8 protein-coding genes are annotated in these 12,646 nt (G+C 71.3%); 3 read left to right on the top strand and 5 right to left on the bottom strand.

Annotation, left to right across the window (positions count from 1 at the left end; all coding sequences use genetic code 11):
* Positions 1-10 precede the first annotated feature (10 nt).
* Positions 11-2,329 (top strand): MMPL family transporter, encoded by a 2,319-nt coding sequence (locus tag ACIRG9_RS14050; RefSeq protein WP_402854838.1) that lies wholly within the window; start codon positions 11-13, stop codon positions 2,327-2,329.
* 99 nt (positions 2,330-2,428) lie between these two features.
* Here ACIRG9_RS14050 and mce read toward each other — a convergent pair whose 3' ends face one another.
* Together mce and ACIRG9_RS14040 are read right to left on the bottom strand one after the other, a co-directional pair.
* Positions 2,429-2,899 carry a methylmalonyl-CoA epimerase gene (gene mce, locus ACIRG9_RS14045; RefSeq protein WP_402854836.1) on the bottom strand — a complete coding sequence of 157 codons (471 nt, stop codon included), beginning with the start codon at positions 2,897-2,899 and terminating at the stop codon, positions 2,429-2,431.
* A gap of 142 nt (positions 2,900-3,041) precedes the next feature.
* Complete coding sequence (locus ACIRG9_RS14040; protein ID WP_402854835.1) at positions 3,042-5,534, bottom strand: ATP-binding protein; 2,493 nt, start codon at positions 5,532-5,534, stop codon at positions 3,042-3,044.
* Between the two features lie 324 nt (positions 5,535-5,858).
* Here ACIRG9_RS14040 and ACIRG9_RS14035 point away from each other — a divergent pair, with 324 nt between their 5' ends.
* Both ACIRG9_RS14035 and ACIRG9_RS14030 read left to right on the top strand, forming a co-directional pair.
* Positions 5,859-6,191 (top strand): hypothetical protein, encoded by a 333-nt coding sequence (locus ACIRG9_RS14035; protein ID WP_402854833.1) that lies wholly within the window; start codon positions 5,859-5,861, stop codon positions 6,189-6,191.
* A 344-nt stretch (positions 6,192-6,535) separates the two neighbouring features.
* Entirely contained in the window at positions 6,536-6,979 is a 444-nt protein-coding gene (locus ACIRG9_RS14030; RefSeq protein ID WP_402854832.1) for a peptidoglycan-binding protein, read from the top strand.
* A gap of 94 nt (positions 6,980-7,073) precedes the next feature.
* Here the strand turns inward: ACIRG9_RS14030 and ACIRG9_RS14025 are convergent, their stop codons facing one another.
* The 3 genes from ACIRG9_RS14025 to ACIRG9_RS14015 all read right to left on the bottom strand — a co-directional run bounded on the left by ACIRG9_RS14025 (position 7,074) and on the right by ACIRG9_RS14015 (position 12,538).
* Complete coding sequence (locus ACIRG9_RS14025) at positions 7,074-8,183, bottom strand: LacI family DNA-binding transcriptional regulator (RefSeq protein ID WP_402854830.1); 1,110 nt, start codon at positions 8,181-8,183, stop codon at positions 7,074-7,076.
* Positions 8,184-8,300: 117 nt separating this feature from the next.
* Positions 8,301-10,502, bottom strand: coding sequence for a discoidin domain-containing protein (locus ACIRG9_RS14020; RefSeq protein WP_402854828.1), 2,202 nt, complete (start codon positions 10,500-10,502; stop codon positions 8,301-8,303).
* Between the two features lie 236 nt (positions 10,503-10,738).
* The gene (locus ACIRG9_RS14015; protein WP_402854826.1) at positions 10,739-12,538 is read right to left on the bottom strand and encodes a discoidin domain-containing protein; all 1,800 of its coding nucleotides are present in this window, start codon (positions 12,536-12,538) and stop codon (positions 10,739-10,741) included.
* Positions 12,539-12,646 lie beyond the last annotated feature (108 nt).

The raw sequence follows: 12,646 nt of genomic DNA, 5'->3' as shown, positions 1-12,646 counted from the left end.
AAGGGACGCCATGACCGAGACCCTGAGGCGCACCCGAAGGGGCGGCGCCGGCCGCCCGCTCGAGGAGGGCCGCCTCTATCGTTGGGCCGTCTGGGCCGCGCTCAACCCAGTCAAGGTCATGCTGATCTGGCTGCTGCTGCTCGCCGCGGCAGTCGTCTCGGCCGGCTACTTCACCTCCCACCTCACCGGCAACACCAACTCGGTGATCGGCTCCGATTCGGAGCAGGCCAACCGACTCATCGCCGACGAGTTCCCGCACACGCCGAGCGAGACGGACTTCATCGTCCTGCACTCGGCCGCGCTGACCGCCCAGGACCCGGCGTTCCGCGCGGTGGCCGACGCCGCCGTGAGCCGCTACCGCCAGGAGCCGGACGTCGTCACGGCGACCAGCCCGTACGACGCCCCGGAGCGGCTCATCGCCCCGGCCGGACGTACCGCGCTCATCCCGATCACCCTCGACGGCGACGACAAGGAACTCCAGGAACTGGCCGCGCCACTGGGCGCGATCGCCGAGAAACTCGGCACCGGTCAGGTCGAGGTCTACTTCACCGGCGCCTCCCCGCTCGCCGCCGCCGCCGTCGAGCAGGGCAACGAGGACCTCTCCATGGCCGAGACCATCGGCTTCCCGGCCGCCGCGATCGTCCTCCTGCTCGCCTTCGGCTCGCTGGTCGCCGCCGCCATCCCGCTGGTCCTCGGCATCGTCGCCGTGCTGGCCGCCTTCGGCGCCCTCGGCATCGCCGCCCACTTCACCAGCTTCGACGTCTTCGTCCAGACCGCGGTCAGCATGGTCGGCATCGCGCTGGGCATCGACTACACGCTCTTCATCGTCACCCGGTTCCGCGAGGAACTGGCCAAGGCTGCCGACAACAGCCGGCAGGAACGGGCCAGGGCCGTCGGCCGGACCGTGGCCACCGCCGGGCAGGCGGTGCTCTTCTCCGGCGTCACCGTGGTCGTCTCGCTGGGCGGGCTCTGGCTGGTCCGGTCGGCCAAGGTCTACTCGATGGCCGTCGGCATGAGCACCGCGGTGCTGGTCATGATGCTCATCGCGGTCACCCTGCTGCCCGCCCTGCTCGGCCTCCTCGGCAGCCGGATCAACCGGCTCGCCCTGCCCTGGGCCCGCCGGTCCCTGGCGCACCCCGACCCGGAGCATTCTGTCTGGGCCAAGGCCATCGCCGTGGTCATGCGCCGCCCGGTGCTCATCGCCGCGCTCGGCACCGTCCTGCTCGGCGCCCTGTCGGTCCCGGTCTTCCATCTCCGGTACGGCGTCGATCTCGGCGCCGGCGCGGTCGCCGAATCCCCGGCCGGCAAGGGGTACACCGCCGTCTCCGAGGCGTTCGCGCCCGGCGTGCTCACCCCGATCACCGTGGTCGTCTCCGCCGAGGGCAGGAAGCTCAACGACCCGCAGCTCGACGCCGTCGCCCGGTTCAGCGACCAGGCCGCCGGCAACCGGGAGGTCGCCGACGTCGTCAGCATCACCAGGGTGCTCGACGCCCAGGCCCAGGGGCACACCACCGCCCACCTCGACGCCGCGGTGCGGACCGCCGGCGCGGCGCTGGCCGGGGTGGTGAGCACGGACGCCGACACCACGGTCATCACCATCCGTCCCCGGCACGGCGCCGACTCCGACGAGACCGCCGACCTGGTACGCGAACTGCGTACCCAGGCCAAGGGCGCGTTCGCCGGCACCGGGCTCACCGCCCACGTCGGTGGCGGCCCGGCCGAGATCGTCGACATCACCGACGAGAGCTCCCGGGCCATGCCGCTGGTCATCGGCGCGGTGCTGGCCGCGAGCTGGATTCTCCTGCTGATCGCCTTCCGGTCCCTGGTCCTGCCGTTCGAGGCGATCTTCATGAACCTGCTCACCTCGGGCGCCGCCTTCGGCATGGCGGTGCTCGTCTTCCAGGAGGGACACGCCGCCGGTCTGCTCGGTGTCGAACGGACCGGCTTCATCCAGGTGATCCTGCCGCTGTTCGCGTTCGCCCTGGTCTTCGGCCTCTCCATGGACTACCAGGTGTTCATGCTCTCCCGCATGCGCGAGGAGTGGGAACGGACCGGCGACAACTGGGCCGCCGTCCAACTCGGCCTGACCCGCACCGCCAAGGTGATCAGCGCCGCCGCGGCCATCATGGTGGTCGTCTTCGCGTCCTTCATGTTCACCCGGATCCTCGAGATCAAGCAGATGGGCTTCATGCTCGCCCTGGCCGTGCTGATCGACGCGACGGTCGTCCGGCTGTTGCTGGTCCCGTCCCTGATGCAGCTGCTCGGCCGGGGAAACTGGTGGTTGCCCGGCTGGCTGGACCGCGTCCTGCCCCGCGCCGGCCAGCACTGACCCCGCCGTACGGAACGGGTCCCGCCGGATCGTCACGACCCGGCGGGACCCTTTCGTGGTGCGTCTGCTCCGGTCGGGCCGGAGCGGACGAGGACATCGTCACTCGGTGGCCGGCTCCACCAGCTCGACCAGGATTCCGCCCGCGTCACGAGGGTGCACGAAGTTGATCCGGGTACCGGCGGTGCCGCGTTTCGGCTGCTCGTAGAGGAGTCGCACCCCGCGCTCGCGCAGCTCGGCGGAGGTCTTGTCGACATCGTCCACGGTCCAGGCGATCTGCTGCACGCCCGGGCCGGACTTGCTGAGGAAACGGGCGATCGGTGAGCTGGGGGTCAGCGGGGCGAGCAACTGGAGCCGACCCTGGGCGGGGTCCGGCCCGATCGACAGCATCGCCTCCCGGACGCCCTGTTCGTCGTTCTCCTCCACGTGCACGCAGCGCATGCCGAAGAGGGTCTCGTATCGCTGGATCGCCTCGTCGAGGTCGTTGACGGCCATGCCGATGTGGTCGATGCCGCGCAGGCCGACGCCGGACAGCGCCGACCCGTCGGCGGGCTGGGAGAGATCGTCAGACATGCATCCAGCCTAGTGCTTCGGCCGCGTTTTCAGGGCCGGAGTCTGCGCTGGTGGTGGCTGGTTCGGGCGCGGTACCGAGGCCGGCTCCGGCACGGCCTCGATCGTGCTGTGTAGAGCCTCGATTGCGGCGCGGCCGACGGGATCATCCGGAGGACCCGCGGCCGTCTGTCGGTTGGCGGAGGTGCCACCGCCGTCGCCGTCGCCGCCGGCGGAGGTCACGCCGGACGCCACGGCGTGCGCCCACTCCTGGCAGGCCGTACAGCGATGCGAGGCGGTCGCCGTCGGCGCAGGCGAGCCGGTACCGAACCCCGGCCGTCTTCGGGTGGTGCAGCTCGGTCAGAATATGCGTCGCGCGCTGCCAGTGCTTCCGGGCGGCGGCCCAGTCGCCCGTGTCCCACCGGTTGTCGCCCAGGTGCACCAGCGCCTCGGCCTGGAAGTAGCGGTCGTCGAGGTCGAGAAAGAGGTCGAGCGCCCGCCGGAAGCAGTTGTCGGCGGCCTCCCGGTGACCGAGTGCGGCGTACGCACACCCGAGACTGTCCCAGGCGCTTGCCTCGCCGTGCCGCTCCCCGAAGCGTCGCAGCAGGACGAGCGCGGTCCGGATCTGCCGCATGGCCCGGGGTACGTGCCCGGCCAGCAGATTGAGCCAGCCCGCTCCGTTCAGCACCTCCGCGCGGGCACAGGTGTCGCCCAGAGCGCCGAAGATCGCGGCGGAACGCCGGCAGCGGTCGAGCGCGAGGCGCAGGTCGTCCCGCTGCTCGGCGGCTACCGAGAGCCCGTGGTGAACGCGGGCCCGGCCGATCTGGTCGCCGAGTTCGGCGGCGAGGCTCAGCGCGCGGAGCAGCACGTCCTCCGCCGCGTCCGGCTGGCCGAGCCGCAGGTACGCGCGGCTCATGCCCCGGTAGGCATACGACATGCCGAGCAGGTCGGCGTCCGTCCTGGCCGCCCGCAGGGCGACCCGGTGGACGGCGAGCTGGTCGGCCCAGTGACCGCCTCGGGACAGGAACGAGGTCAGGGCCCAGGCGAGCTGCCAGGCCAGTGTCGCGAGACCGTGCACCTCGGCCAGGCGGACCATCGCGAGAAGGGTGGAATGGTGGGCCACGAACCAGTTCCGCGCGTCCTCGGCCCCTGCCAGCGCCAGCACAACCGTGCCTGCTGAGGGCGTCCGCACCACCGGCAGCTCTCGTCGTGGTTCCAGCAGTCGGGCACCGGCGATCGAGGTGCGGAGGTAGTGGTCGCAGAGGCGCCGCAGGCCCGCGTGCCGGGAGGGCTGGTCGTCTCGGCGAACCAGGTCGGCGGCGTACGCGGCGATCAGATCGTGCTGGTGGTAGCGTGCGTCCCCCTGCTCGGTGAGCAGGTTGGCCTGGTGGAGTTCGGTGAGCAGCGGGTAGGCCCGGTAGAGGGAGACACCGGCGAGGCTGGCGGCGGCGACCGCGGTGGCCGGGCCCGGGTGCAGGCCGAGCAGTCGGAACAGGCGAGCGGCGGGCTCGCTGAGGAGCTGGTACGAACCGTCCAGGCAGGAGCGGAGGTCGGTGGCGGTGTCGCGGCTGGCGAACCCGTCCAGCCGGTTCCCGGGCCGGGTCAGTTCTTGTGCGACCGTCTGTAACGGTGTTGACGCACGGCTGGTGATCCGGGCGGCTGCCACGGTGAGGGCGAGTGGCAACCCGCCGCAGGCCTCGGTGATCACGTCGACGGCGGCGGAGTCCGCCGCCGTCCGCGGGGGGCCGGTCCGTCCGGCCAGCAGTTGCCGGGACGCCTCGGCGGTGAGCGGGCCCAGTTCGACCGAATGGGCGGAGTTGCCGGCGACCAGCCCCACCAGCCGGTCCCGGCTGGTGACCAGCACCAGGCAGCCCGCCCCGCCGAGTAGCAGGGGGCGGACCTGCTCGCTGTCCTGTGCGTTGTCGAGGACGAGCAGCATCCGCCGGTTGATGAGCAGGCTGCGGAGCAGGCCGGTACGTCCGATATCGTCGGCCGGCATCGACGGGGCGGGTACGCCGAGCGCGTCGAGGAAGGCCGCTGACGCGAGCCCCGCCGCCAGCGGTGGTTGCCGGGGGTCGAATCCGCGCAGGTCCACGAAGAGTTGTCCGCCGGGGAACCGGTGCCGAACCCGGTGGGCCCAGTGCACGGCGAGGCTGGTCTTCCCGATGCCCGCCGGCCCGATGATCGCGATGGTCGTGACTGCACGCGACCGTCGGCCGGCGAGGATGCGGTCCAGTTGGGCGAGCGGGTCGCCGCGCCCGACCAGGTTGACGTCGGCCGGTAGTTGGGCCGGGACGGGTCGTGCCGGTGCTGCCTCGGAGCCGGCCCAGGACGTCGTGGGCGCGGAGGTTGCCTCGCCGCATCGGGCCAGGGCGTAGAACCGCAGTCGCTGGGCGGGGGTGAGGCCGAGCGCCTCGGCGAGCAGCCGGACGGTGCGTTGCCGGGGGGTACGAACCTGGCCGACCTCGATCGCTCGGAGGTTTCGGACGCTCATTCCGGCCCGTTCCGCGAGCTCCTCCTGAGAGAGGCTCATCGCCCGCCGGTGGGCGCGCAGGGCATCGCCGATCGTGTGAATGGGTGCCTCCGCCTCAAGACATCTTCCCGGCAGGATGTCGCCGCTCGATTGCCGGTGACGCTCCGAGCGTACGTGGACACACATCGAAGTTGATAGTGCGATCAGGGCGCGATGGGGGTGAGTTCGGGGCAGGGGCGGCAACGTCACGCGGGGGCCGCCGACCTGCGGCGTTGATGGCCCCACCCGCTGGCGACCCGGGGCGTGAGCCGCAGCCGGTCGCGACGGCTGAGTGGTCCAGGTGCCGGCCTGGCCCCGAGGCATTTCCCGGTTCCGTGGCTCTGGCTGCTCGCCGGTGAACCGCCGGTCAAGCTCCTGTTGTCGTCGGCGGTCGCCTGCGACCGTTGCCTCAGGTCGATCCATCCGCTGTCCGCGGCACCGGCCACGCCACTTCGATCATCAGGAGTACGCATGAGACTGAACCGCCTCTTGGCCGCGTCCGTCGTCGCGGTGACCGCAGCGGTCGGCTTCGTCCCCACCCCGGCGTTCGCCGGCGGCACGTTCCAGACCCAGACGAATCTGAACCTTCGCAACTGCCAGTGGCTCAACCTCTCGCAGTGCTCGGTCATCCTCACCATTCCGACGGGCAAGTCGGTTTACCTGAACTGCTGGGCGACCGGCTCGTCGGTCAATGGCAACACCGTCTGGTACAACGCCTTCTACGGAAACGCCAACGGCATGCTGGCGGGCGACTACGTCAACACGGGCCACGATCCGAACCCGTCGATCTCCCGGTGCGTCTGAGCCCTGAAGGCCTCACATCCCTGCCAGGCCGTGTTCTCACAAACCTGGTCGAAGCCATTCGTTCAACACGGCCGGCCACGGCATGCGGCCCCTGAGTACGGCCGGATGCACCTTCGATGCGAGTACGGCAATGGCCGGCGGCCGGCGTGGTCGCCGGGGAAGGAGGCACGGGGAGCCATTCGGCGGACGGGCTTCCGGGATCGCGGCGACCAGTGTCTGGCGGCTGCCGGGCTGGCGGCGCCATCCGAGTGAGAACAGCGGTGGGCCAACGGCAAACGCCCTTGAGGCAGACGACGAAGGGAAGAACAGTGACTCGAACTGTACGACGTGCGTTGGGGATTTTCGTGGCGGCCGGCACGGCCGCGCTCGCGCTGGCAGCCCCGGCGCAGGCGGGCGGCACCTCGAACAGCGCCGTCGCCAACAACGGCGACGCCGCAACGAGCCAGGACCGGTCCGGGTCGCGAATGGACCGTGGCATGCAGGCTCTGGAGGCGGGTTGCCCGAAGGGCCCGGCCACGTACGACATCGGCCCCGGCGACACGGGCACCGCCGTCCGGGAGGTGCAGTGCCTGCTGAACTGGACCCTCTCCTGGTACGTCTACCCGTACGACATCGCCATCGACGGTAACTATGGTCCGGTCACGACCGGTGCGGTCAAGGTCTTCCAGACCTGCGCCAACAACAGGGGTGCCGGAATCTCGGTCGATGGGCGCGTCGGACGTCAGACCCTCCCGCACCTGCGGTGGTGGGGGCAGTACAGCTACGACACCGGCGTGCTCATGTGCTGACCGACTGAGGACCGCGGTGCCATGAGCGCGCGCTCATGGCACCGCGGTCAGGGCCATCTCAGGTCGATGGGGCCGCTCAGCATTCAGCGGCCGCTCAGGTCGAGGCGCGGACGACCAGGAGGGGATCGAAGATGGTCGAGGAGCTGGTCAACTCCGGATCGTCGACGCGGGCCAGCAACATCCGGGTCGCCTCCGCCGCCATGTCCTCCAGCGGCTGCCGGACGGTGGTCAGTGGTGGCTGGGCGGCCTGCGCCGCGCTGCTGTCGTCGAAGCCGACGACCGCCACGTCCTCGGGCACCCGGCGGCCTGCCGCGCGCACCGCGTTGAGGGCGCCCTGCGCCATCAGGTCGTTGGCGACGAAGACGCCGTCGACCTCGGGATGCCGGTCCAGCAGGCGGCGCATGGCGGCCTCGCCGCTGTCCCGGGTGAAGTCTCCGGCCTCGTACGGTGACCTGGTGCGTCCCCGTCGTGCCATGGCCTGCCGGAAGCCGGTGGACCGGTCCTGGCTGGCCGGTGTGTCCGCCAGGCCACCGATGAGCGCCACCTGCCGGCAGCCGCGCGCCAGCAGATGGTCGACGGCCAGCGCGGCGCCGAGCTCGTTCGCCACGTCGACGTAGCTGATCGAGGTGTGGCGGCGGGCCGGCCGTCCCACCATGACCACCGGAATCGCGGCCTCGACCAGGCGGGCCGGCAGGGTGTCGTCCGGATGCAGGGACAGCAGGAGCACCCCGTCGGCCTGCCCCTGGCGCAGGTCGCCGACGAGCCTGGCCCGCGCCTGCTCGTTGCCGACCAGGTGCAGGGCGAGTTGGATGGTGGTCGCGCCGAGGACGCTCATCGCGCCACCGACCGCCCGCCCGAAGAACGGGTCGGCGAGGAAGCGGCTGAAGAACGGGTCGTCGTCGTGGTCGTGACTGTCCGAGACGACCAGGGCGATGGTGCCGGCGCGCCGGGTGACCAGGGATCGGGCCGCCCGGTTGGGTACGTAGCCGGTGGCGTCCACCGCCGACCAGACGACGGCGTGCAGGTCCGGGTCGACGTTGCGTACGCCGTTGATGACCCGGGACACCGTCGCCCGCGAGACCCCGGCCAGGCGGGCGACGTCCTCCAGTGTCGGCAGCCGGGGCCGGTCCCCGTCGGTGCGCGGGCCGGCCGTCCGTGGCGGGTACCCGGCGGCGCGGGAACCTGGTTGGGACGGATTCGCCATGCCGTTGTTATAGCACGGTGCCGGGAGAGCGCTCTCTGGCGTAACTGTCCGTGCGTCGGACCGTGCCCGGCTTCCGGCGGCCCGTGCCGGGCGGGTGGCCGCCCGGCACGCCGCCGGTCACTGGTAGACGTGGACGTAGTCGACGAGCATCTGGGACGGGAACGGCGTCGACGCGTCCGGCGGCCCCGGCCAGTCACCACCCACCGCCAGGTTGAGAATCAGATAGAACTGGTGGTCGTACACCCACGGGCCGCGTGTCGCCTCGACGGTGTCCTTGCTGGCGTAGAAGACCTCCGTGCCGTCGACGAAGAAGCGCATCCCCTTGCTGTCCCACTCCACCGCGTACACATGGAACGCGGCGGACAGGTCGACCGTCCACACGTGTTCCTGGCCGTAGCCGCCGCCACCGTTGTACGCCGGCGCGTGCAGCGTGGTGTAGCTGCGGTACGGGTCGCGGCCGAGGATCTCCATGATGTCGATCTCGCCGTTGTACGGCCAGGGGCGCCCCTGGAGGAAGTCGGCGCCCATCATCCAGAACGCCGGCCAGAACCCGTTGCCCTTGGGCACCTTGATCCGGGCCTCCACCCGGCCGTACTGGACGTGGAACTTGTTGCTGGTGTTCATCCGGTGCGAGGTGTACGCCCGCCCGCCGGCCGTCTCCCGTCGGGCCTCCATGACGAGCTGGCCGCTGCCGTTCATGGCGGCGTTGGCGTTGTCGGTGTAGTACTGCAGCTCGCCGTTCTGGCCGGTGCCGGGGTCGATGGTCCACTTCGCCGGGTCGGGCTTGCTGCCGGCCCCACCGTTGAACTCGTCGGCGAAGACGAGCCTGGTGGCGGGGAAGGTCGGGTCCGCCGGCACGGGTGGCGGGGCGGTCGGTGCACCGCCGGTGCCGTACACCTGGAACTCCCACAGTGAGTAGCCGTAGGTGCTGTTGCGGGCGGTGCCGTACATCCGTACGTAGCGGCCGGTGCCGGTGACGTTCAGGGTCTGCTTGAAGCCCTTGCCGCTGGTGGTGCTGTAGATGGTGGTCCAGGTGCTCGCGTCGTTCGACGTCTGGATCTGGTAGGCGGTCGCGTAGGCCGGGTCCCACTGCAGGACGACCCGGTGGATGGTCGCGGTGGCGCCGAGGTCCACGTAGATCCAGCCCGGGTCGACCCAGCCGGTGGTGGCGCTGGTCGCCCAGCGTGAGGCCGGGTCCAGGTCGAACGCGCGCGACGGGTTGCACTGCCAGCAGGCGCCGTCGTCCTGGTACGACGAGGCGAACCCCGGCTTGCCGTAGGACAGCAGGACGTCCCCGCCCGGCGGGGGAGTGGACGGCGGGGGAGTGGACGGCGGGGGAGTGGACGGTGGGGGAGTGGACGGTGGCGGGCTCGACGGCGGCGAACCGGCGGAGGTGCGCACCGCGAACTCCCAGAGCGAGTAGCCCCAGACGGTCGCCCGCGCGGTGCCATAGACCCGGACGTACCGGCCGGAGCCGGTGACGGTGAGCTGTTGGGTGCCGCCGGTCGAGGTGGTGGTGGCGTAGCCGGTCGTCCAGGTGGAGCCGTTGTCGGAGACCTGGATCTGGTACGCCGTCGCGTACGCGGCCTCCCAGCTCAGGTCGACGCGGCAGATGGAGCGGGACGAACCGAGGTCGACCTGGATCCACTGCGGGTCGGCGGCGGCGCTGGACCACCGGGTGCCGGCGTTACCGTCGACGGCGGACGACGCGGGGAAGGCCGCGTTCTCGGTCGACGACGCGGTCGCCGGGCGGTTCAGCGCGGCGTTGCCGGTGGTGTCGCAGCCGGTGGCGGTGGTCGTGCCGTACACCCGGAACTCCCACAGTGACACGCCGTACTGGGTGGCCCGGGCCGTGGTGTAGACGCGTACGTACCGGCCGGAGCCGGTGACGGTGAGCTGCTGGGTACCGCCGGTCGAGGTGGTGGTGGCGTAGACGGTCGTCCAGGTCGCGTCGTCGGCCGAGACCTGGATCTGGTACGCGGTTGCGTACGCGGCCTCCCAGTTCAGCGTGACCTGGGTGATGGCCGCGGCGGCGCCGAGGTCGACGCGGATCCACTGCGGATCGGCGCCGGCGCTGGACCACCGGGTGCCGAGGTCGCCGTCGACGGCGGCAGCGGCGGGGAAGGCGGCGTTCTGGAGGGACGAGGCGGTGACCGGCCGGCCCTGCGACAGCAGCGGATCGGCCGCGTTGGCGGCGGTGGTGACGGCCGCGACGAAGCTCGCGACCATGACGGCCACCAGGACGAGGACGACGGCGAGCCGGCGTCGGGCGGACGCGGGTGGTGTCGGGTCGAGGGCCGGGACGGGGAGGACTGCCATGGTGTCTCCTTGCGGAGTGGTAGGTGGTCGGACCGGACGCACGCGGCGAACCGGTTCGCCGGCGCACCCGGCGGGTACGGCGCGGCCCGGTCCGTTCCGGCCGCCGGGTGGTGGTGTGCGGCGGCCGGGACGGACGGTCGGTGATGACCGGTGTGGAGAGCGCTCACCGGGCAGCAGGGTCACGCATCAATCGGAATATGCCAATATCTGCGCGGCCGTGGTCAGGTGTGCGCCGATCACCAGCCCACGGCGACGAGCAACCACTGGGGATCGCCGGTCGAGACGAACGAGGACTGGTCGGCGTAGTCGTCGTACGGGAAGCCGTACGCCCGGCCACCGATGGCGTTGTCGTGCCAGAACTTCGCGTAGTAGTTCGCCGGCGCCTGCTGGTAGAACAGGCTCGGATCCGACCACTGCGCCCGCGGCAGGTGCGCGACGTGCCGGTTGAGCGCGGCGCAGCCGGCCGGATCGCCGGCCAGCGGCCCGGCGCAGCCGAAGATGTCCGAGGTGGCGGCGGGCAGCCCGACCGAGGACGCGTACCCGCTCAGGTAGGACGCGTACTGGCCGCCGGAACGGAACTGCGGCGTGCTCCCCGGCGACGGGATCCGGTACGGCGCCCCGATGGTGGCCAGGTGCTTGAACTCGGCCGGCATCGCGTCCGAGAACCGCTGGAAGGTCACCGACCGGTCCTCGGCGAACGTCGCCTCGGTCTCACCGACGGACACGTCGTATCCGGTGCGGGCGTGCAGCCGCATCGCCAGCTTCAACCCGAACGCGTCGACCCGGGTGGTGTTGCCGTTGAACTGGTTCGGCCCGACGGTGAACTCGATGAAGTCGCTGTACTGGCTGGTCGGTGAGCCGAGGTAGAAGTACATCCGGCCGGCGGTGTTCACGGGCATGTCGAAGTACGGCTGCTCCGCGATCGAGTGCGCCTGGCCGTTGTAGCTCCAGTAGACCTGGCTGTCGGGGTAGCGGCCGTTCGTCCGGTTGAGCACCTTCACCGTGAGCACGTTCTGGGCCGGGGGAATCGAGCCGGTGTCGCCCCAGAAGCCGCCGGTGGGCGGCGGGCTCGTCGGCGGCGGGGTGGTGCCCGACGACGTGGTCCGCACGACGAACTCCCACAGCGAGTAGCCGTACGCGGTGGCGCGGGTCGTGCCGTACATCCGCACGTAGCGCCCGGATCCGGAAACGTTGAGTGTCTGGGTGCCGCCGGTGCCGGTGGTGGTGCTGTACACCGTGGTCCAGGGTCCGTCGGCGCCGGTGGAGACCTGGATCTGGAACGCCTGCCCGTAGGCCGCCTCCCACTGCAGCACCACCTGGCAGAGCGCCTGGGTGCTGCCCAGGTCGACCCGGAGCCACTGGGGGTCGGTGAAGGCGCTCGACCAGCGGGTGCCGGTGTTGCCGTCGACCGCGGACGAGGCGGACGTGGCGGCGTTCTCCGCCGACGAGGCCGCCGCCGGACGGTTGAGGGCGGCGTTGCCCGTGCAACTGGTGGCGGTGGTGCCGTAGACCTTGAACTCCCAGAGGGAGTAGCCGTAGCCGGTGGCGCGGGCGGTGCCGTACATCCGCACGTAGCGGCCGGTGCCGGAGACGGCCAGCGTCTGGGTGCCGCCGGTTGCGGTGGTGGTGCTGTAGATGGTCTGCCAGGGCCCGGACACGCTGTCGGAGACCTGGATCTGGAAGGACCGGGCGTAGGCGGCCTCCCAGACGAGTTCGACCTGGTCGATCGCGGCGGAGGAGCCCAGGTCGACCTGGAGCCACTGGGGGTCGGCGAAGGCGCTCGACCAGCGGGTGCCGGTGTTGCCGTCGACCGCCGCCGAGGCGGGTGCGCCGGCGTTCTCGGTGGACGAGGCGGTCGCGGGTCTGCCCTGGGAGAGGAGTGCGGACGCGGCGTTGGCGGGTGCCGACGCGGTCACCGCCGCGTAGCCGGCGAGGAGCGCCAGGAGGGCGGCGGCGGTGGTGAGGAGGCGGGCCGGGTGACGTCGGCCGGTACGGGCCGACCGGTGTCGGTGGTGGACTGGGTGAGCGACATTCATGGATGTCTCCTGCGGTGTGGTGTCCGACGGAGAGCGCTCTCACGCCGAGAGTCGCCCCTGGATCGCGCCCGTGTCAAGCGGCTGGAGTTCCGGAACCGCCGCCGGGCG

Origin of the sequence: Micromonospora sp. NPDC093277 (genome assembly GCF_044765245.1) — a bacterium.
In the GTDB taxonomy this organism is placed as follows: domain Bacteria; phylum Actinomycetota; class Actinomycetes; order Mycobacteriales; family Micromonosporaceae; genus Micromonospora.
Note: the sequence above shows the minus strand (reverse complement) of the source record. Positions and strands in the feature narration are given on the sequence as shown.

Excerpts from the sequence above, each read along its gene's own strand:
- ACIRG9_RS14050 (WP_402854838.1), top strand. The coding sequence starts at position 11 with ATGACCGAGACCCTGAGGCGCACCCGAAGGGGCGGCGCCGGCCGCCCG.
- mce (WP_402854836.1), bottom strand. The coding sequence starts at position 2,899 with ATGTCTGACGATCTCTCCCAGCCCGCCGACGGGTCGGCGCTGTCCGGC.
- ACIRG9_RS14040 (WP_402854835.1), bottom strand. The coding sequence starts at position 5,534 with ATGTGTGTCCACGTACGCTCGGAGCGTCACCGGCAATCGAGCGGCGAC.
- ACIRG9_RS14035 (WP_402854833.1), top strand. The coding sequence starts at position 5,859 with ATGAGACTGAACCGCCTCTTGGCCGCGTCCGTCGTCGCGGTGACCGCA.
- ACIRG9_RS14025 (WP_402854830.1), bottom strand. The coding sequence starts at position 8,183 with ATGGCGAATCCGTCCCAACCAGGTTCCCGCGCCGCCGGGTACCCGCCA.
- ACIRG9_RS14020 (WP_402854828.1), bottom strand. The coding sequence starts at position 10,502 with ATGGCAGTCCTCCCCGTCCCGGCCCTCGACCCGACACCACCCGCGTCC.
- ACIRG9_RS14015 (WP_402854826.1), bottom strand. The coding sequence starts at position 12,538 with ATGAATGTCGCTCACCCAGTCCACCACCGACACCGGTCGGCCCGTACC.